Raw genomic sequence first — 19,856 nt, forward strand, 5'->3', positions numbered from 1 at the left:
CGTGTAGTCAGCCCTCAGGGAGAGGAAAGGGACGCCCATGGCGCTCATCCCCAATGCTGCCAGTTCGTCGTCGCTGAAGGCCAAGGCCGACCAGATCCTCGCTGACAGTCTTGCCGACCCGTTGGGTTCGATGACCGCAACCTGCTACGACACAGCACATCTTGTCCGACTTTGGACTCGCTCGGCCGATCCCCGTATCGGGGCACTGGCCATGCCTGCTGCGGCCTGGCTGCTGCGGAGCCAGAATCCCGACGGAAGCTGGGGCGCTGGCCCTGCCCCGGCCGGCTACCGCTTCGTCCCCACGTTGGCTGCGGTCTCCAGCCTGCTCGCTGTCTCGGCCACACGCACCGCCGGGCAACTGGCAGCACCGGCTGGTGATGCCGCGCGCCGGGGGCTGCTGTTCCTCACCGCCGATCCGCACCGATTCGGCCCAGCCGGTCTGCCGGACACCGTTGCCATCGAACTGATCGTCCCCTCACTGCTGGAAGAGATCTACGAAGCACTGGAAGCGGAGCCGATCTGCCGAGAGGCCACCGGAGCGGCCAGGACTCCCACGGCACCCATGGTCACCCGCACTGGCATAGGCGGTCTGCTGGCCGACCACGGTCCATGGCGAACCCGCCTGGACTTCCTGCGACAGGCAGCGCGCCAAGGACTGGAGTACCCTCCCCAACTCGCCTGCAGCCTTGAGATCTTCGATACCCCGCCGGCCACCGTTCCGGCATTCACCGACGGACACATCGGCTGCTCACCATCAGCAACCGCAGCAGCCTTGGAATGGACTGACACAGCACCCGAGGCCGCCGCGGTCGACTATCTGGAACGCGCCGCGGACCGCCACAAGAACGGATCGCTGCAACACCTGATGCCCCTGGCCACCTTCGAACGCGCTTGGATCGCGAGCACCATGTTGCGGCTGGGCATCGCGGTACCGAAACGGACGGCCGACCAGTTGGCCGCCTACTTCACCGGAAAGCTGGCATCCGGTGGTGTCGCCATGGGACCGGGGCTTCCGGAGGACGCGGACATCACGTCCACGATGATCTTCAGCACGCACAAGCTCGGCTTGGGCGCCGATCCCGCCTGCCTGTTCACCTTCGAGCGCGAGGACTGCTTCACCAACTACCCCCAGGAACGCACCCCGTCTGTCACCACCAATGCGCACATCCTCGAAGCCCTCGGCAGCTGGTGCGAGCGGACGCCGGCTCCCGCCCGGCGCTACGCCGCCGGCCTGGACAAGGCGCGCGCCTTCCTGCTGGCTACCCAACGGGCGGACGGCGCGTGGGACGACAAGTGGCACAGCTCCCCCTGCTACGCCACGTACTGCGCCGCACTCGCCCTGCACACCCATGGTGGAACCGATGCCCGTCCCGCCGTAGAGCGTGCTGCTCAGTGGATCACCGCCACCCAGCATGACGACGGATCGTGGGGCGTTTGGTGCCCCACCCTGGATGAGACCGCTCACGCCCTGCACCTGCTGCTCAGCCTCGGTCGCCCCGCTCACCGGGAAGCAATCCACCGCGCCGCGGCCTTCCTGGCCCAAGCCCGCGATGCCGGCCCGGCCGATCCGGTCCGCACTCCCCTGTGGCACGGCAAGGAACTCTACGAGCCCCCACGCATCATCGACGCCCTCATCGCCAGCGTCCTGCACCGCTACCACAGCACATGGACCACGCGATGACCCGATGCCCGACCCTACGGGAGCATGGATGACCGCCTCACATGGCGACGCACCGGGAGCCCTGCCGCTGATCGGCCACCTCCTGCGACTGGTACGCGATCCGCTGCGATTCGTCTGCTCCTTGCCGCACTGTGCCGATCTCGTCCAGGTGCGGGTCGGCCCCTGGAAAATGATCGCAGTCTGCGACCCGGGCCTGACCCGTCAGCTCCTCGTCGATGACCGCACCTTCGACCATGGCGGCCCGTTCATGAACCGTAGTCGCCAGCTCCTGGGCAACGGCCTGGCCACCTGCCCGCACGCCGATCACCGGCAGCAGCGGCGCCTGATCCAGCCGGCCTTTCACCGCACCCGCGAAGCCGGATACGCCAGGGTGATGAGTCAGCAGGCCGCCGAATTGATCGGCTCCTGGCACGACGGACAGATGATCGACGTCTTCCCCGCACTCCAGCGGTTCACCGCTCGAACCACGCTCACCGCCCTGTTCGGCCGGACGCTGCCGCCCTCCACGCTCCGCGGAATGATGGGCGACCTCGCGATGATCGCATCCGGCCTCTTCCGGCAGATGCTCACCCCGCCGCCTCTGGACAGACTCCCCACTCCGGCAAACCGCCGCTACGAGCGAGCCCGCACGAGCCTGCGGCGTACCGTGGCACAGCTCGTCGCCGACCGCCGGAGGACCGGCATCGACCACGACGACCTCTTGTCAATCCTCATGGGAATCAAGGGCCAAAACCGTGGCGGCTCCCCTGCACCGTCGGACGCCGACATCGCCGACCAGGTCCTGACGTTCTACTTCGCCGCAGTGGATACCCCGGCCACCGTCCTGTCCTGGTCCCTGCACCTCCTGGCCCAGCACCCGCATATTCGACAGGCCCTGTGCGCGGAGGTCGACACGGCCCTGCACGGACGCGTCGCAGCCTACGAAGACCTGCCGAACCTGCCACTCACCAGGAGGATCATCACCGAGACGCTCCGCCTGTACCCACCCGGCTGGCTCCTGACCAGGGTCACCACCACCGACACCGGACTCGGCGGGATCCCCATCCCCGCAGGGACCACCGTGCTGTTCAGCGCCTATCTCATCCACCGCCGCGCTGACCTCTACTGTGATCCTGACCGATTCGATCCTGACCGGTGGCTCGAAAATCCCCGGACACAGCTGCCTCGCGGCGCCTTCATCCCCTTCGGCAGCGGCCCGCGCAAGTGCGTCGGCGAGGACTTCAGCTGGATCGAGACCACTCTCACGCTCGCCTCCATCACCGCTCACTGGACTCTCGCCCATCTCCAGGGATCCAGTGTCCGCCCAGCGCCCCGCGGCATGCTCTACCCCGAGAACCTGCACATGTGCCTCACCCGACGGCAAGGAGTCCGGTGATGCCCGAAGTCCGCATTCACCCCGTCGAGCTGCCGTTCCCGCCCCCCTCACACAACCCGCTCCAAGACCGGATTCTGCCCCCCACCCTGGAGTGGGGCCGCCGGGTCGCACTGATCGGATCCACCGCCGCTGAGAACCGGCTACGCCGCGGTGGCTACGCCGCCATGATCGCGCTCTGGGCACCCACCATCGACGACCTGCCCCGCCTGAGCCTGCTGACCGACTGGACCCTTTGGTACGGCGTACTCGACGACCAGATCGACGAGGCGTCGGCCGGCCTGCACCCAGACCGGCTCGCCGAACTCTTCCAAACCCTCCGCCGCATCACCCACCACGACAATCCCGAACCCGCACCCGCCGGCCCAACCACCACAGCGCTCGCCGACCTCTGGCACCGCACCACACCCGGTACGCCCTTCTTCTGGCAACAGCGCCTGCGCGAGGACCTCTCCAGCATCCTCACCGGCTCACTGCGCGCCGCGACCCACCGCGCCACCCAAGCCCCCATGGACATCGCCACATGCGTACAGGTCGGCAATGCCACCCGAGGCATGCGCCTGCTCCACGACCTGCAGCACCGCATACACAACCTGTACCTGCCCGACATAGTCCACGCCACCACCCCGTACCAGACCATGCTGACCGCCGTTGAGAACTACACCTCCATCAACAACGATCTCGTCAGCTACGAGCGGGAAGCCGCATTCGGAGAACTGCAGAACCTGGCGATCATCCTCCAGCGAACCCATCGCTGGACACCCCAACAAGCGATAGACCACCTCACTGAACAAAGCGGCCAGCAGATCCAGGACTACCTGGCCGCCGAAAGGGCCCTGATCTCACTCACGCGTGCCCTACGCCTCCCGGCCGACGTCATCGACTCAACCGAGCAAGCCATCCATCTGATGCGTGCCCTGCTTCACGGGGGCCACGCATGGCACTGGGGAAGCGATCGTTACCAGCACGGCACCGACATCACCGCCAACCTCCACTCGCTGGAGGACTCCTTCTGCCTCGGTCTCCCCGGAACACCATCACCCGCACCAAGGCCGCAGCCTCAGCGAACCGGTGAGATACGAGATTCCCGCGACTGAACCCCGGACCGCCCCAACTGAAGCCCGGCAACGCGACTCTTGGTCTGGCACACCATCCGTGAGTGCCTGGAATGACATGCCGACGAGCAGCACACGGTGAGCCACCACAGGTCGGGCGATCGAAGTTCGAGTCGAATGGGGTACCTGGCCGGCACGAAGTTCAGGAGGTGGCCGTAGCAGTCGACGGTGGTGGTGATGGACTCGTGCCCGAGCCTTCGTATTCGCAGGCCAGAAGGATCATTCTGAGGTGGGGCGGGTGGGACTCGGACCCACGGCCGACGGATTATGAGTCCTTTGAGGATCTTGGCGGACCTTGGCGATCAACGGCCGTTCGTGACGTCGGATCCACTCACGTCGGCTCAGACCGTGAACTCCCGGATCACCGTGTTCCGGAACACCGCCTGCCCGTCGATCGTGAAGAGGGCCAGCCCTGTATCGGACGGGTCGGGGAAGGCCTCGGTCGAGTGCACGTAGCGGCCGTCGCCTACGAACATCTCGACGGACGTGCGGTCGACGAGGATCCGCAGGCGGACCGTCCGGGCGGACAGGTCGAAGGGCGTACGGCTCTCCTGCCAGCGGCCGGAGGTGTCGGGGCTGATGGTGTAACCGCGGTTGACGAAGGCGTAGCCGCCGTAGATCCCCGCGTCGATGTGCCGCCCACCGTCCGGAGACCGCCGCAACTGGATCCCGGCACCGGCCAGTTGATCCCAGGTGATCTCGCAGGTCAGCTCGTACGCGGTACCCGTGTAGTCGAGCAGTCGCGTGCCGTCGACGGTGATGTCGCCGAGGTCCACCGTACGCGACACACGGTCGTCCAGGGCCGCCACCGGCTGGGACGCCAGGTAGTACGTACCCGACGACGTACGCTTCAGCCGCACCTCGCGGACGATCGAGTCGGTGCCGTTGAAGCCGTCGCACTCGATCGTGGGCGTGGTGTTCGCGTAGTCCCAGTGGTTCATCCAGCCGATCGCGTACCGTGCGGCCGGGTCCAGGGCCCCGTTCGCGTCGCGTTTGTCGAAGGTGACCGCCGCGTACCAGTCCCAGCCGTGGTCCAGCCACTGGGGATCGGCCCCGTCGGCGGTGAAGGTCGTGCCGTCGAAGGAACCCGTCCAGTACGCGAAAGTGCTCGGCAGCCCGGAGCCCTTGCCATTGGCGCTGACGCCCAGTACCCACTTCCAGGCCCCGTCCTCCGCCCTGATGCGGAACAGGTCGGGGCACTCCAGGACGCCGATGCCACCCTTGATGAAGCCGCCGGCGTACGTCCACGCTTTGAGGTCGGCGGAGTGGTAGAAGCCCACTTTGTCGTTCTCGGCGAGCGCCATCATCCACCGCCCGCGCTCCTCGTCGCGAATCACCTTGGGGTCGCGGAAGTCCCGTACGCCGGGGTTGGGGAGGACCGGGGCGGTGCCGTGGTTCGTGAAGGTGCGGCCGCCGTCCGTCGAGTAGTACAGGTACTGCGCCTGGGTGATCTCGTCGGGCGCCATGGTGGCGATGACGATCACCGCGCCCGCGCCGAAGCCCGCCGTACCGTCCGTGTCGACCACCGCCGAGCCGGACCAGACATCGCCATTGGGGGTCGTGTCCTTGGGCACGGCGACGCCCCGGTCGGTGAAGGAGACGAGGTCGGTGCTGGTGGCCAGGCGCCAGGCGGTGCCGGCTGTCGTGCCGCCCGTCGAGTAGTCGGGGTTGTAGAGGTAGTAGTAGTGGTACTCGCCGTTGATCCAGATCGGGCGCTGGGGGTCGTTCATCCACTGGTCGGGGACCGTGAAGTGGTACTCGGCGCGGTAGCTGCCCGTGCACGCGGCCGCCGCCGCACGGGGCACCGCCACCGCCGGTCTCCCGAGGTCCGGCAGCAGAGCACCGGCGGCGCCGGCGGCCGAGGCCGCCAGCAGCGACCGCCTGGACAGCGTCCCCCCCTGGACCCGGCGAACCCCTCTTCATGCCATGCATCATGCGGCTCCCTTCCCCGACGTCGTCGGGACGCGGCTCATGTGGCCGGAACCGTACACCTAACTCGTTAAAGGTCAAGCCCTCGCGCACCGTCCCTTCACGTAGCTTCCGACCCGCCCACATCCCTTGACAGAGCCGCGACGGGGTTCTCATCATCATGGAATCCCCCTTCGACTAACACGAGTTAGGTTCGTCGATGACCGACTCACTCCTCTCCCGCCGGGCCCTGGTGCGCTACGGCGCGTACGGCGCCGGAGCCGCCGCTCTCGCCGGTGTCGCGGCCGGCTGGGACCGGCTCACCGCCGCCGACATCCCCGGCCGGGACGACGGCTCGCTCGTCATCGCCACCCTGGGCTCCGCCTTGACCCCCGAGGCACAACGCGCCCTGCGCGACGGATTCCGCGAGGTCCACCCCGACATCAAGATCCGTATCAACCCCGTACAGGCCTACGACTGGTCGGACTTCTTCTCCAAGATCCTCACCCAGATCGCCGCGGGCACGGCACCCGACCTCGTGTACGTCGCCACCGAGGGCGTGCAGCTCTTCGCCCGGCGGCTCGGCGTACCGCTGGACCGGTGGGCGAGGCGGGACGCGGCCGAACTGCGCGAGTACTTCGCCGACGTCCACCCCGCGCTGGTCGAGTCGATGATGTGCGAGGGAAGCCTCTACCAGCTGCCGGTCGAGTTCAACGCGGCCGACATCTACCTCAACAACCGGGTCCTCGAACGCGCGGGCGCCGACCTCCCCGACGACGACTGGAGCCGTGACGACTTCACGGCGCTGCTGCGTGCGATGAAACGCAGCAACGGATCCCGGTTCACCCCGTACTTCTGGACCAACCGTCTGTGGGGCGGAGTGGTCCCCTGGCTCTTCGCCAACGGCACCAACCTCCTCTCCGAGTCCAAGGCTCCCGGGGGCGACTGGCTCTGGAACTCCTTCTATCCCGAGGCGGAGCGGCGCGGCCGGGGCGGCGGTTACCGGTGGACAACCCCCCAGGCCGACTCCGACCGCGTCGCGGAGGTCTACGACTACCTCTCCTCCCTCATCCAGGAGGACCTGTGCACCCGGCCCGAGGGCGGCGACGGCCGGAACCTCGTCGGCGTGTTCTCCACCGGCCGCGTCGGTGTCACACCAGCGGGCGGCTTCTGGTCGGGCGGCCTGCATGACGCCGGCATGAAACCCGGCGACTACGACGTCCGGTACTTCCCGCGCTGGCGCACACGGCGTCACCAGTTCGGCGCCGCCGGGTACGCCATGCTGCGCACGTCGAAGATGCGGGACGAGGCCTGGGAGTTCATCAAGTACACCGCCCGCAAAGACGTGATGACCCAGCTCTTCGCAGCCAACCAGACCACTCCGGCCCGCCGCTCCATGGTCGACGCGGCCCGCTACCGGGAGACCGGCCCGGCCCACTGGCAGGTCTTCTACGACACCCTCGACAAGATCCCCACCACCGGCCCGATCCCGGCCCCGCCGCAGGTCAACGAGGTCGAGCAGCTGCTGATCAAGCACACCGGAACCGCCCTCGCGAGCCCCGGCGCGGTGCGTCCCGCGCTGCGCCGGCTGCAGGAGGACCTGGAGCAGGCAATGGAGCGTGGAGTGTGACGAACACCGAGATCAGACCCCTGCGACCGGAGTCCGCCCGTACCCGCGAGAGCCGCAGGACCCGTCGGAGTCGTGAGGCGTCCGAGTCCACGGCCACCACCGCCCGCACCCGGGGCGCCCGCCTGCTCGCCGTACTGTTCCTCGCGCCCACGGTCGTCGGCATCGTCGTCTTCACGGTCGTACCGATCGTCGGCTCGGTCGCCCTCAGCCTCTTCCAGTGGGACGTGATCGAGGACCCGCGCTGGGCCGGAGCGGCCAACTACCGCGACATCCTCACCGACTCGACGGTCCTCGTCTCCTTCCGCAACACGCTCGTCTTCATGGTGCTCGCGGTCGCGCTGCAGCTGCTGATCGCGCTCGCGCTGGCGATCGCGGTGAACGGCCGGATGCCCAAGTGGCTGCGGTCCGTGTTCCGTTCGGCGTTCTTCTTCCCGCTGGTGCTGTCCGCCGCGTCCATCTCGGTGGTGATGAAGTACCTGTTCAACCAGGACTTCGGTCCCGTGAACTGGTTCCTCGGCACCGTCGGTATCCCCTCGGTCCCGTGGCTGACCTCGGAGAACGGGGCGATGGCGGCCGTGGTCCTGGCGTACGTCTGGCAGCAGTTCGGCTTCTCGTTCCTGCTGTTCGTCGGCGGCCTGAACAACATCCCGAAGGAGGTGCACGAGGCGGCTTCGCTGGACGGCGCGAGCGGGGTTCGCAAGCACCTCGCCATCACCCTGCCGCTGCTGTCGCCCACGCTGCTGGTGGCGTCCGTGGTCGGCATCATCAACGCCCTCCAGGTCTTCGAGCAGCCTTACGTTCTCACGGCCGGTGGTCCTGGCGACTCCACACGCACAGTCGTGATGGTCATCTACGAGACGGCCTTCGAGCAGCTCCGCTTCGGCGAGGCGTCCGCCGTGGGCGTCCTGCTCTTCGTCTTGATCATGGCTGTCACCGCTCTCCAGTTCCGGCTCAGCCGGCGTTACGTCCACTACCAGTGAGCCGGGTGAGTCAGATGAGTACGAGTTCCCTCTCGGGTCCGGCACCGGCTCCGACGCCTGGTTCCCGCACGAGCCCCACCGCATCGCGCGTACGGCGCGGCCTGGCACCCTGGGCCCGGATCGCCGGCCTGGCGCTGTGCGCCCTGTTGACGCTCGGCCCGGTCATCTGGACGGTGTCGACGTCGCTGCGCACGCCGGCGGAGTCCTTCGACCTGCCGCCGAAGATCATCCCCGCGGACCCCACCCTCGACGCCTACCGCGGGGTCTTCGACCAGATCGACGTGTGGCTGTACGCGCTGAACTCCACCCTGGTGACCGCGCTGATCGCGGTCGGTCAGATGATCACCGCAGGGCTGGCGGGCTATGCCTTCGCCCGCCTCGAATTCCGCTTCAAGAAGCCGCTGTTCGCGCTGGTCCTGGCCACGATGATGGTGCCCTTGCAGGTCACGATGGTCCCGGTCTTCCTGGAGCTGAAGACGATGGGTCTGACCGACACCCTGCTCGGCCTCATCGTCCCGGCCTTCCCGACGGCCTTCGGCACCTTCCTGATGCGCCAGTACTTCCTGGGCATGCCGAAGGACCTGGGCGAGGCGGCGATGATCGACGGCGCGAGCCCATGGCGTGTCTTCCGCTCCGTGTACGCCCCCTTGGCGGCCCCCGGCCTCGCCATCGTCGGCGTACTGGCTTTCAACTACCACTGGAACGAGTTCTTCCGGCCGCTGATCCTCGAAACCTCCACCGAGAACCTCACGCTGCCCCTGGGCCTGGTCTCCCTCCAGGGCAACCTCGGCACCGGCTCGATCTCCGTCGTCCTCGCCGGGGTCGTCCTCTCCATGATCCCCGCCGTCCTCGTGTTCGTCGTCGGCCAGCGCCCTCTGCGCGAGGGCATCACATCCGCAGGAGTCAACCGTTGAGTTCCGTGAGCCGGTCGACCGACGCCCACAGCCCGCGCTTCAGGGTCCGCCCGCCGGCCAACTGGATGAACGACCCGAACGGGCCGTTCCGCTGGGGCGGTCGATACCACCTCTTCTACCAGCACAACCCCGACGTCCCCGTCCACGCGAACGTCCACTGGGGCCACGCCTCCAGCTCCGACCTCGCCTACTGGGACGACCACGGGATCGCCCTGCGGCCGACGCCCGGCGGCCCGGACGAAGCGGGCTGCTGGTCAGGCTGCGTGGTGGACGACGGTGGTGTACCGACAGCGGTGTACTCCGGGATCGGCCACGACCACCAGGGCCTGAGCGCGATCTGTCTCGCCGTGGCCGAGGACGATGACCTGGAGGAGTGGAAGCAACTGCCGGTGCCGGTGGTCGCCGGCCCGCCACCGGGCCTGGCCGTGACCATGTTCCGGGACCCCTTCGTCTTCCGCTTCGCCGGACGCCGCTGGGCGCTGGTGGGCGCCGGCCACGCCGACGGCACCCCGTCCGTCCTGGTGTACGACTGCGAGGACCTGTACGCGTGGCGGTTCGCCGGGGTCCTGCTGGACGGCCGGGACCCGGCGGCGGCCCGCACCTTCGGTACGCGGGCGATCGGCTGGGAGTGCCCGCAGCTGTGGGAGACCCCCGGGGGCGACTGGGTGCTGGCGGTGGCGCTGTGGGACGGCGACCCGCTGAGCACCGCGTACCTCACGGGGCATCTGGTGGAGGCGGGAGACGGTGGACCGAGGTTCGTCGCCGGTACGGGCGGCGGTCCCCTCGACCTCGGCCGTGACTTCTACGCCCCCTCCGTCCTCCAGGACGCGGAGTCCGGCCGCGCCCTGCTCTGGGGCTGGTCCTGGGAGTCCCGCCCTCGCGAGGAGGTGGACCGCGCGGGCTGGTCCGGCGTCCTCACGGCACCACGCGTGGTGGACACCGACGAGAACGGCACGCTGCGGGTCGTACCGGCCGCGGAGCTCGAACTGCTCCGGGCGGCCGTCCCGTTCACGGCCACACCCGGACCGCGTCGACCGCTCCCCCTCTCCTACGACCTGCTGGTGACCGCCCGGTCGGCGGCGACGGTGAGTCTGCTGCGGGCCGCGTCCGGAGCCGAGCTGACCGTGCGACTCGACCCGGCGTCCGGCGCGGTGACCCTGGACCGCACGGCCTGGCCACGCGCCCGCCCGGACGGCACGGCCCCCCTGGTCCTGCCCACCCCGCCGGGCGGGACCCTCACCGTACGGATCCTCGTGGACGGCTCCCTGCTGGAACTGTTCGCGGGCGGCCGGGCGATGGCCACGGAACGGGTGTACCGACGCGGCGACGACGTCGCGGAGCTGGCCGTGTCGGGGACGGCCGTCGAGGTCACGGGCTGGGAGTTGGTCCCACCGAGCCCCGCATGACGACCGGGCACTCCAGCCGCCGGGTCGTGACGGGCGGCGCGGTCCCGCTGTCGATGGCGTCCAGGAGCAGGCGGGCGGCCGTCTCGCCCATCGCACGGTGCGGCAGAGCGACCGTGGTGAGGGGCGGGCTGAGGAAGGCAGCCATGTGCTCCTGGTCGTCGTAGCCGACGACGGACAGATCGGCGGGCACGTCGAGGCCCAGGCGCGCGGCGGCGTGGAGGACACCGGCGGCGACCCGGTCGTTGTAACAGACGATCCCCGTGGGCCGCCGGTCGGCGGGAACACGGTCCAGCAACCGCGACGCTCCCTCGTACCCGGCGGAGATCTCCCCTCCCGTCCGCAGGAGCCAGTCCTTCTCGGCGGTCAGCCCCACCGCCCGCAGCGCGTCACGGAAGCCGCGCAGCCGCTCCGTGGTCGCGATGTCCTCCAGACCACCCACCAGGGCGACACGGCGGTGGCCCGCGTCGAGGAGGACGCGCGCGGCGCTGCGGCCACCGACCCTCTCGGCGGGGATGACGGCGGGGAGGGAGCCGTCCTCGGGGAGGCAGTTGGCGAGCACGGCGAACGTGCGGTGCAGCCCTTCCGGGACTCGGGCGCGGCGCAACGACAGCGCGGCGTAGATGATCCCGTCGACCCTCCGGTCGAGCAGTTCGGCGACGGCCGCGTCCTCGGTGACCGGGTCCTGCCCGGAGTCGACGGTGAGCACCAGATGCTCACTGTTCCACGCCGTGTCCATGGCCCCGCGCAGCAGCTGCCCGGCGAACGGCGATGTGGCGATCTCGTCCGTCACCAGACCGATCACTGCGGTACGACGTCGGCGCAGGCCGCGGGCGACCGCGTTCGGCCGGTAGCCGAGCTGTGCGGCTGCCTTGCGGATCTTCTCCTGCGTCTCGGCGGAGAGGTTGCCCTCGGCACGCCCGTTGAAGACGAAGGACACGGCCGTGTGCGACACCCCGGCAAGCCGGGCGACATCCCGCGAGGTCGCCCGCTCAGCCCCGCCACCCCGCGTCTTCTCCACCCCGCCCATGCCCCGTCTCCGCAGACTTTGCCTGATCAGGCAAATCCTACCCGCAGGAGATGTCGCGGAGCCCGCAGCGGACCGAATGGGACACCGCGGTGGGACAGCCGCTGACCTCGGCACGCCGGGGTGCGGGTCGTCGCGCGACCGTGGCCGTCCGACCGCCGAATTTGGCTGTTCCCCGCCGACCAAGCGTCGCCCGTACGGGCACGGTGGACGTTCCGCCGTCTGCTGCAACGTGCCGACGCCGCCTACGGCGCCCAGCGGAGGGTCGTGCTGTCCCGTCGGTGCACGGCGCACAGCAGGCGCTGGACACCACGCGACGCGCGAGAGAAGTCAGTCACGGCTCGCTACCCGCGTCTGCGCGCGCTCGAAGAAGCCCGCACCCTGGCGGCCGACGGCGCACTGGACGTGGGCCTCCTCCTGGACAAGAGCAAGTACCGGCCCACGAGCGCGGCAGACGACGTCCGCGACGGTGGAGTGGATGGGTAACCCTCGCCGACTACCCCATCGACACCTCCGCCCTCGCCCGCGTCCTGCATCTTCTTGTGGCTGCCGCCGCCGAGGGAGCGGGGCTTACGCTGCTCCGCTGCGACCGCGATGTCGAAACCATCGCCCGCACGACAGGGCAGCCGGTGCGCATGATCGACCTCAGGCGGTAGTACTCCGCGAAAGCACAGCGGGTCCTGAATCCCCGGCTGGTGATGATCAGTAGACACCAACAACCTCGTACGATATCTTGTACAAGTCAAGAGAGGAGGCAGCCATGCCCATCACCGCCAGCGAGGCGCGCCAGAACCTGTTCCCGCTGATCGAGCAGGTCAACGAGGACCACGCCCCGGTTCACATCACCTCCCGCAAGGGGAACGCCATCCTGATGTCCGAAGAGGACTTCACCTCCTGGACGGAGACGGTGCACCTCCTGCGCTCCCCCAAGAACGCCCGCCGCCTGCTCGACTCCATCGCCGAGACGGAGGACGGTAAGGCTCAGCGGCGTGAGCTGATCGACCCCGACGCGGGACAGGCGTGAAGGTCTCGTTCACCTCACACGCCTGGGAGGACTACACCTACTGGGCCGAGAACGATCGCAAGATCGTAAAGCGCATCAACAAGCTGGTCGACGACACGATGCGCGACCCCTTCAAGGGCATCGGCAAGCCAGAGCCACTGAAGGGCGACCTCTCAGGTTATTGGTCCCGGCGGATCGACGACACGCACCGGCTCGTGTACAAGCCGGCCGACGACGAGTTGATCATCGTCCAGGCCCGGTACCACTACTGATCACGCGCTCCGCCGTAGCAGGGCAGACGCAGTCGGCTGGCTCAATCTCCGTTTGAGGACGACGCCCAGCCGGCTTTCAGACGACCAGGACCCGGCGCCCGCGCGTGTGCCCAGCACGGCTGTCGACGTGCGCCGCTGCGGCCTCGGCGAGCGTGTACGACTTCTCTACCGGGATGTGGAGCTTCCCCCGCGAGATGAGGCCGACGGCCTCGGCGAGCGCATCCGGCACGCTCCCGGCCACGCCGGAGAACCGGACACCGAGCCCCGGCGCACCGAGATCGGCGATGGAGATCACCTTCTGGGGATCCCCGGTCAGCTCGACGAGCTCGCGGATCACGCCCGAGCCGGCCAGATCGAGAGCCGCGTCGACATGGCCGAGCCGCCGCACCCGCTCGACCCAGCCCTCGCCGTACGTCGTGGCGAGGGCACCCAGGCTCCGCAGATAGTCCTGGTTCGCGGCCCCAGCCGTGCCGATCACCGCGATGCCGCGGTCGCGGGCGATTTGCAACACCGCCGATCCGACTCCCCCGGACGCACCGCTGACCAGCAGCGTCTGCCCGGACCGCACACCGACCTCCCGGATGACGCGCAGCGCGGTCTCCACCACGGAGGGGTATCCGGCCGCCTCTTCGAACGTCAGCCCCTCGGGCATACGGACCCAGGCCGACAGCACGGCGAACTCGGCATAGGTACTTGAGCCCTCGCCGAACACGCGGTCGCCGGCCTCGACCCCTTCGACACCCTCGCCGATCTCGTCCACCACACCGGAGGCGTCCAGCCCGACTCCGGAGGGCAACTCGATCGGATGGGCCCCCAGGACCTGGCCTTCACGAACCCTCCAGTCGACGGGGTTCACGCCCGCCGCCCGCACGGCGATGCGTACCTGACCGGGGCCCGCGTGGGGCTCCTCGGCGTCCATGAGTCGCAGAACGTCCGGACCGCCGAACTCGGCAAAGCTCACTTTCTTCATGTGACGGACCGTAACACTAACCGTTAGGTTTTAGAAACTGCTTCACTTTCATATCTGATAGCGTTTGGGCATGACCGTGCCGACTGGACGCCGTGAGCGCAAGAAGGCCGCGACCCGCCAGAAGATCGCCGACACCGCCCTGCGACTCTTCCTGGAACGCGGGTACGACGCGGTGGGCATCCGTGACGTGGCCGCCGAGGCCGACGTGGCCGTCACCACGCTCTTCTCCCACTTCGCCTCGAAAGAGGCCCTGGTGTTCGAGCAGGACGATGACTTCGAGCAACGCCTCACGCAGGCGGTCACCGGCCGGGCGCCACACGAGCCGCTCATCCCGGCGCTGCGCCGCGAGATCCTGGCCCTGGTGCGACATTGCACGACGGACAGGGCCGCCCCGGTCTGGCGCATGATCGACGCATCACCCGCCCTGCGGGAGTACGAGGAGTCGATGAGGCTGCGCCACGCGGAGACGCTGGCAACGGCCATCGCCGCCGGTCCCGATCTACCACAGACCACTACGGCCTGCCGGACGATCGCGAGGTTCGTGATCGACGCCTATTCACTGGCCCGCGAGGCGGCCGATCCGGATACCGCGGTGGACGAGATCTTCCGGATGATCGAGGCTGCCTGGGAGGTCGCCCAACCCTCCAGCGATCAGCTGCCTGCGGAGAGGTCCCCGGCAAGGAGCTGTGCCGTGAGTTCCATGCACCGCGTCCGGGCCGCGGAGAAGTCGTAGGGCATCTTGGTGACCGCTTCGAAGGCGCTCATCCGGGCGTCCTCCTCGCCGCTCGCCTCGGCGTCGTCGATCTCGAAGAGCTTCTCCTCGGCCGCGTCCAGTCCGGCCGCTTCAATGGCCTGGAGCAGGGCCTTGTGGTGGGCGCAGTGCCGCGCGGCGAGTTCCTCGACCTGCGGGTCGTGGGGGTCGACGGTGTCATCGAGGGCGGCGTCGGCCGCGTCGAGGCGGTCTGCCTCGGCCCGTAGGTCGGGGTGGGTGGCCAGGGTGATGAACACGCTGGCCTGAATCGCGGCTCCCAGCGGCCCGAAGATCCGTTCCGTGACCAGCAGGGCGTCCAGGTCGGAGGGGCGCAGTGCGCCAGATGGCAGGTGGCTGAGCCGGTCCGTGACCAAGGGGGAGAGCAAGCCCAGTGGGTTGCCCACGGCCCGCAGGCGCTGGACTGCCGCACGCTGACGCTTGATGTCGGCCTCCTGGGCGGCCAGGGTCTCCTCCAGCTGGCCCAGGACGTCCTCGATGTCCCGGGCTCGGGCTTCGTCGAAGGCGGCCCGCATGTCGTCCAGGCTGATGCCAGCCTCGGACATCTTGCGGATCCACAGCAGGCGGATCATGTCCTCGTAGCCGTAGCGGCGGCGTCCGTCTCCGCCTCGCTCGGGCTCCGGCAGCAGACCGATCTGGTGGTAGTGGCGAATGGCGCGCGGGGTGGTCCCGGCGAAGGCGGCGGCATCACCGATCTTGACCTCGCGGGGAGGCATGACGGAGGGGTACATCGCAGACAGGGCCTTTCGTGCCGTGGTGCCCTCGACAACACCACATGCCGCTACGGCACATGCAACTCCACAACACCCAGATCCTGACGGACTATCGGACGGTCCCTCGCGGCGGAGGGCGACCGCCTGTACGCCCTCTCGGGCCGGGCACCTCGCTGGTTCTGGTGGAGCACCGGGTACGGCCGCCGACAGGGTGAGCGCGGAGTGCGCCGACGGAGCGGCGATCCACTGCGCAGCAGGTCAGAAGGATTCTGCCCGCGTAGCGCGGAGTGGGGCGGGTGGGACTCGAACCCACGGCCGACGGATTATGAGTCCGCTGCTCTAACCGGCTGAGCTACCGCCCCGTAACGGCGCGTCGTGCACATCTGTGCGCGCCGTCTGCCGCAGCATAGCCGCTCATACGATCTGTTGCTTCGGCGGGCCGGTCTTGGGTGCCCGCATGCCGTGGATCAGGGCTGGATCAAGGGGTGAGCACGGCGTGAACAGGGGATGAGGGCATGAAAAAGGACCCCATCAGGGGTCCTCTCCCGTGTTGCTCCCCCGACTGGACTCGAACCAGTAACCCTCCGGTTAACAGCCGAATGCTCTGCCAATTGAGCTACAGGGGATCGCGCTCCCCCGACTGGACTCGAACCAGTAACCTGCCGGTTAACAGCCGGCTGCTCTGCCAATTGAGCTACAGGGGATTGCTCCGGGTGCCTCGACCGCGCCCCCGTCCGGGGCTCCCGGACGGCGTGCGCTCGCTGCGACACATACATTAGCGCAAGCAGGGGGGTGCTCCGCCAATCGGTATGCCCGTGGGTGATCGGAGGGTGATCTGCGGCGCCTGCGGGTAGACGTGCGGCACGGCTCCGGGGTCCGACGGATGGGACAACCAGAAGGGCAGGTCGATGCGCTACCGGCTGACGTTCATGACCGGATTGGCTGTTGGTTACGTGTTCGGCACACGGGCCGGCCGCGAGCGGTACGACCAGCTGCGCGCCTGCGCGCAGCGGTTTGCGCAGAACCCGGCGGTCCGTAATACCGCCGAGTCCGCCGCGCTGGGTGGCCGGGAGGCCGCCACGAAGGCGCTCGGCAAGGTGCGGCCGCTGCGGGACAAGATCGCGCAGCGGGAGTCGCGCTCCACGGCGGAGGAGGACGACTGGGGCACCAGCAACACCTAGCTGCCTCGGTGGCATGATCTGGTCCATGGGGATAGTCGCCGGGTTGGACAGTTCGTCCGAGAGCACACGGATCGTCGTCTGCGATACGGATACGGGTGCCGTACTCAAGCAGGGGTACGCGCCGCACCCGGAGCCGTCCTCCGGCGGTTCGCCCAATGACGTGGACCCGCAGGCATGGCTGCTCTCCCTCGGGGAGGCCGCCGAGGGCGGGCTGCTGGAGGGGGTCCAGGCCATCGGCGTCTCGGCGCAGCAGCACGGGCTGCTGACGCTGGACGGGAGCGGGGCGCTGGTGCGCCCCGCGCAGATGGGCAACGACCGGCGGGTGCAGTCCGCGGCCGCCGATCTGATCGAGACGCTGGGCGGGCGCGCGGCGTGGGCCCAGGCCGTGGGCGCGGTGCCGACCGCCGCCCAGTCGGTGGCGAAGCTGCGCTGGATGGCACGGTCCGAGCCGGACGCCGCGCGCCGGGTGGCCGAGGTGCTGCAGCCGCACGACTGGCTGGTGTGGCAGCTGCTCGGGCGCCCGCTGCGGCGTACGACGGACCGTGGCACGGCCTCCAGCACCGGCTACTGGTCGGCGGCGACCGGCGGCTGGCGGCCGGATCTGGCCGAGCTGGCGCTCGGGCACCAGGTGCGGCTGCCGGAGGTCATCGGACCGGCCCAGCCCGCCGGGCAGACGCCGGAGGGGCTGCTGATATCGGCCGGTACGGGCGAAACCATGGCCGCCGCCTTCGGGCTCGGCGTGGGGGTCGGCGACGCGGTGATCTCGCTCGGGGCCTCGGGTTCGGTCTTCTCCATCCACCACGAGGCGCTGGCCGACCACACCGGCACGATCCTCTCGTACGCCGACGCCACCGGGATGCACCTGCCCGTCGTGCACACGCTCAACGCGGTGCGGGCGCTGCGCGGTACGGCTGAGCTGCTGGGCACGGACCTGGAGGGGCTGTCCGCGCTCGCGCTGAACTCCACCCCCGGGTCGTACGGCATGGTGATGCTGCCGTATCTGGAGGGCGAGCGGACCCCGTACCTGCCGCACACCGCCGGGACGCTGACCGGGCTGCGGCGCGAGTCCATGAAGCCGGAGCATCTGGCGCGGGCCGCGTTCGAGGGCATGCTGTGCGGGCTCGCCGACGCGCTCGACATCCTGCGGGGGCGCGGGGTCGGGGTGCGCCGGGTGTTCCTGCTGGGCCCCGCGGCCGACCTCCAGGCGGTACGGGCGATCGCGCCCGCGCTGCTGGGCGCCCAGATCGTGGTGCCGCAGCCCGCCGACTACGCCGCGCTGGGCGCCGCCCGGCAGGCCGCGTGGGCGCTGGGCGCCGCGCAGGGGGCGCTGTCCCCGCACGAGCCGCCGCGCTGGCCCGCTGCCGCCAGCCAGGTGTTCGAGCCGGGCGACGACCTGGCGGTGGGGCAGGCGGTGCGGCAGCAGTACGTGGCGGTACGGGAGCAGACGCACCCGGGGGCGTTCGAGGCCGGAGCCGGGGGCTGAAGCGTGCGCGGCTAGTCCAGGTAGCCGCGGAGCTGGTCGGCGAAGGCGTGGTCGCGGAGCTTGTTGAGGGTCTTGGACTCGATCTGGCGGATGCGTTCCCGGGTCACGCCGAAGATCCGGCCGATCTCCTCCAGGGTGCGGGGGCGGCCGTCGGCCAGTCCGTACCGCAGCTGGACGACCTTGCGCTCGCGCTCGCCGAGCGTCGACAGCACGGCCTCCAGATGCTCGCGGAGCAGCAGGAACGCCGCCGACTCGACCGGTGAGGCGGCGTCGCCGTCCTCGATGAGGTCGCCGAGCGCGACATCGTCCTCCTCCCCCACCGGCGCGTGCAGCGACACCGGCTCCTGGGCGAGGCGCAGCACCTCGCTCACCCGCTCCGGGGTGAGGTCGAGGTGGACCGCGACCTCCTCGGGGGTGGGCTCGTAGCCGCGCTCCTGGAGCATCCGGCGCTGCACCCGGACGACCCGGTTGATCAGCTCGACGACATGCACCGGGACCCGGATGGTCCGGGCCTGGTCGGCGAGGGCGCGGGACATGGCCTGGCGGATCCACCAGGTCGCGTACGTCGAGAACTTGTACCCGCGGGCGTAGTCGAACTTCTCGACCGCCCGGATCAGGCCGAGGTTGCCCTCCTGGACGAGGTCCAGCATGGTCAGGCCGCGGCCCACGTAGCGCTTGGCGACGGAGACGACGAGGCGCAGGTTGGCCTCGATCAGGCGGCGCTTGGCCATCCGGCCCAGGACGACCAACCGGTCGAGGTCGAGGGCGAGTTGGCTGTCGAGGTCGGGGGCGTTCGCGAGCTTCTCCTCGGCGAACAGGCCCGCCTCGACCCGGCGGGCCAGCTCGACCTCCTCGGCGGCGGAGAGGAGCGGGATCCGGCCGATTTCGCGCAGGTATTGGCGGAAGAGGTCGGAGGAGGGGCCGGTGGTCTCGGCGCGTGCGGGGCGTTCGGCGGGGCCGTCGTCCGGTTCGGGGGCGTCGTCGGCTCCGGGGCCGTCGTCGGGTTCGGTGGCGCCTTCCGGTTCGCTGTCGGGTTCCGGTTCGGTGCCGGGCGCGGGGGCGGGTTCTGTGGCCTGCTCGGCGTCCGCTGCGGTGCGCTGGGCCCCGGCGGCGCCCGGGGCGTCCGGGGGCAGGGCCGCACCGGGCAGCGTGGGCGGTTCCGGGGGCTCCACGGCCGCCGGTGCCCGGGACTGCGGCGACGCGGCGGGGGCCGCGTCGGTGAGGATCTGGGTCTGCACGGGGGCGACCTCCAGGGTGATCGCTGCTGAGGCGGCAGAACGATCGGGTACGGACGCGCCGGTTACGCCGCCGTCCGTCCCGTACATCTTGAGCGGATCTGCGGGGGATCCCGGCCTACCCGGCCAACACCGCCGCGCTCCGAGGACTCAGGCACCACACCCAGTGTGGAGTACGACACACGCCCGCCACGAGGGGC

Annotated in this window: 17 protein-coding genes and 3 tRNA genes; 12 read left to right on the plus strand and 8 right to left on the minus strand. The window is 69.6% G+C overall.

Features of this window, described 5'->3' with window-relative positions:
• The first annotated feature begins 37 nt into the window (after nucleotides 1–37).
• The 3 genes from ACWC5C_RS03855 to ACWC5C_RS03865 are packed head-to-tail and all read left to right on the plus strand — an operon-like array spanning nucleotide 38 to nucleotide 4,150.
• The gene (locus tag ACWC5C_RS03855; protein WP_450873419.1) at nucleotides 38–1,681 is read left to right on the plus strand and encodes a hypothetical protein; all 1,644 of its coding nucleotides are present in this window, start codon (nucleotides 38–40) and stop codon (nucleotides 1,679–1,681) included.
• Nucleotides 1,682–1,685: 4 nt separating this feature from the next.
• Entirely contained in the window at nucleotides 1,686–3,056 is a 1,371-nt protein-coding gene (locus ACWC5C_RS03860; protein WP_450873420.1) for a cytochrome P450, read from the plus strand.
• Entirely contained in the window at nucleotides 3,056–4,150 is a 1,095-nt protein-coding gene (locus ACWC5C_RS03865) for a terpene synthase family protein (protein WP_450873422.1), read from the plus strand. Before ACWC5C_RS03860 ends, ACWC5C_RS03865 begins: the two co-directional genes overlap by 1 nt.
• A 359-nt stretch (nucleotides 4,151–4,509) precedes the next feature.
• Here the strand turns inward: ACWC5C_RS03865 and ACWC5C_RS03870 are convergent, their stop codons facing one another.
• Nucleotides 4,510–6,003, minus strand: a complete 1,494-nt coding sequence (locus ACWC5C_RS03870) for a glycoside hydrolase family 32 protein (protein WP_450873988.1) — start codon at nucleotides 6,001–6,003, stop codon at nucleotides 4,510–4,512.
• Nucleotides 6,004–6,296: 293 nt separating this feature from the next.
• Between ACWC5C_RS03870 and ACWC5C_RS03875 the strand changes: the two genes are divergently transcribed.
• The 4 genes from ACWC5C_RS03875 to ACWC5C_RS03890 are packed head-to-tail and all read left to right on the plus strand — an operon-like array spanning nucleotide 6,297 to nucleotide 11,006.
• A complete protein-coding gene (locus tag ACWC5C_RS03875) occupies nucleotides 6,297–7,706 on the plus strand; it encodes an extracellular solute-binding protein (RefSeq protein ID WP_385435858.1) in 1,410 nt (469 codons plus the stop codon).
• Nucleotides 7,703–8,686: a carbohydrate ABC transporter permease gene (locus tag ACWC5C_RS03880; RefSeq protein WP_450873424.1), complete on the plus strand. Its 984-nt coding sequence runs from the start codon at nucleotides 7,703–7,705 to the stop codon at nucleotides 8,684–8,686. Before ACWC5C_RS03875 ends, ACWC5C_RS03880 begins: the two co-directional genes overlap by 4 nt.
• Nucleotides 8,687–8,700: 14 nt before the next feature.
• Entirely contained in the window at nucleotides 8,701–9,600 is a 900-nt protein-coding gene (locus ACWC5C_RS03885; protein WP_450873426.1) for a carbohydrate ABC transporter permease, read from the plus strand.
• 5 nt (nucleotides 9,601–9,605) lie between these two features.
• Nucleotides 9,606–11,006 (plus strand): glycoside hydrolase family 32 protein, encoded by a 1,401-nt coding sequence (locus ACWC5C_RS03890; RefSeq protein ID WP_450873428.1) that lies wholly within the window; start codon nucleotides 9,606–9,608, stop codon nucleotides 11,004–11,006.
• Here ACWC5C_RS03890 and ACWC5C_RS03895 read toward each other — a convergent pair.
• Nucleotides 10,969–12,033: a LacI family DNA-binding transcriptional regulator gene (locus tag ACWC5C_RS03895; RefSeq protein WP_450873429.1), complete on the minus strand. Its 1,065-nt coding sequence runs from the start codon at nucleotides 12,031–12,033 to the stop codon at nucleotides 10,969–10,971. The genes ACWC5C_RS03890 and ACWC5C_RS03895 overlap by 38 nt on opposite strands.
• A 757-nt stretch (nucleotides 12,034–12,790) precedes the next feature.
• Between ACWC5C_RS03895 and ACWC5C_RS03900 the strand changes: the two genes are divergently transcribed.
• Nucleotides 12,791–13,054, plus strand: a complete 264-nt coding sequence (locus tag ACWC5C_RS03900; protein ID WP_385435864.1) for a type II toxin-antitoxin system Phd/YefM family antitoxin — start codon at nucleotides 12,791–12,793, stop codon at nucleotides 13,052–13,054.
• Nucleotides 13,051–13,305: a Txe/YoeB family addiction module toxin gene (locus tag ACWC5C_RS03905; RefSeq protein ID WP_385435865.1), complete on the plus strand. Its 255-nt coding sequence runs from the start codon at nucleotides 13,051–13,053 to the stop codon at nucleotides 13,303–13,305. Before ACWC5C_RS03900 ends, ACWC5C_RS03905 begins: the two co-directional genes overlap by 4 nt.
• Before the next feature lie 76 nt (nucleotides 13,306–13,381).
• On the opposite strand, the gene ACWC5C_RS03910 is transcribed toward ACWC5C_RS03905, so the two are convergent.
• Complete coding sequence (locus tag ACWC5C_RS03910; RefSeq protein ID WP_450873432.1) at nucleotides 13,382–14,275, minus strand: NADP-dependent oxidoreductase; 894 nt, start codon at nucleotides 14,273–14,275, stop codon at nucleotides 13,382–13,384.
• 70 nt (nucleotides 14,276–14,345) lie between these two features.
• Here ACWC5C_RS03910 and ACWC5C_RS03915 point away from each other — a divergent pair, with 70 nt between their 5' ends.
• Nucleotides 14,346–15,008, plus strand: coding sequence for a TetR/AcrR family transcriptional regulator (locus ACWC5C_RS03915; protein ID WP_450873434.1), 663 nt, complete (start codon nucleotides 14,346–14,348; stop codon nucleotides 15,006–15,008).
• On the opposite strand, the gene ACWC5C_RS03920 is transcribed toward ACWC5C_RS03915, so the two are convergent.
• From ACWC5C_RS03920 to ACWC5C_RS03935, 4 genes are all read right to left on the minus strand, one after another.
• Nucleotides 14,927–15,775, minus strand: coding sequence for a MerR family transcriptional regulator (locus tag ACWC5C_RS03920; protein ID WP_450873436.1), 849 nt, complete (start codon nucleotides 15,773–15,775; stop codon nucleotides 14,927–14,929). The genes ACWC5C_RS03915 and ACWC5C_RS03920 overlap by 82 nt on opposite strands.
• Before the next feature lie 270 nt (nucleotides 15,776–16,045).
• A tRNA-Ile gene (locus tag ACWC5C_RS03925) sits at nucleotides 16,046–16,119 on the minus strand.
• A 191-nt stretch (nucleotides 16,120–16,310) separates the two neighbouring features.
• Nucleotides 16,311–16,383: transfer RNA gene (locus ACWC5C_RS03930), tRNA-Asn, on the minus strand.
• A gap of 5 nt (nucleotides 16,384–16,388) precedes the next feature.
• Nucleotides 16,389–16,461: transfer RNA gene (locus ACWC5C_RS03935), tRNA-Asn, on the minus strand.
• 204 nt (nucleotides 16,462–16,665) lie between these two features.
• Here ACWC5C_RS03935 and ACWC5C_RS03940 point away from each other — a divergent pair.
• Nucleotides 16,666–16,938 carry a YtxH domain-containing protein gene (locus ACWC5C_RS03940; protein ID WP_450873438.1) on the plus strand — a complete coding sequence of 91 codons (273 nt, stop codon included), beginning with the start codon at nucleotides 16,666–16,668 and terminating at the stop codon, nucleotides 16,936–16,938.
• A 25-nt stretch (nucleotides 16,939–16,963) separates the two neighbouring features.
• Nucleotides 16,964–18,421 carry an FGGY family carbohydrate kinase gene (locus ACWC5C_RS03945; protein ID WP_450873439.1) on the plus strand — a complete coding sequence of 486 codons (1,458 nt, stop codon included), beginning with the start codon at nucleotides 16,964–16,966 and terminating at the stop codon, nucleotides 18,419–18,421.
• An 11-nt stretch (nucleotides 18,422–18,432) separates the two neighbouring features.
• Here the strand turns inward: ACWC5C_RS03945 and ACWC5C_RS03950 are convergent, their stop codons facing one another.
• Nucleotides 18,433–19,746, minus strand: a complete 1,314-nt coding sequence (locus ACWC5C_RS03950; RefSeq protein ID WP_450873441.1) for a sigma-70 family RNA polymerase sigma factor — start codon at nucleotides 19,744–19,746, stop codon at nucleotides 18,433–18,435.
• Between the last annotated feature and the right edge of the window lie 110 nt (nucleotides 19,747–19,856).

The organism is Streptomyces sp. NPDC001700 (assembly GCF_053596435.1).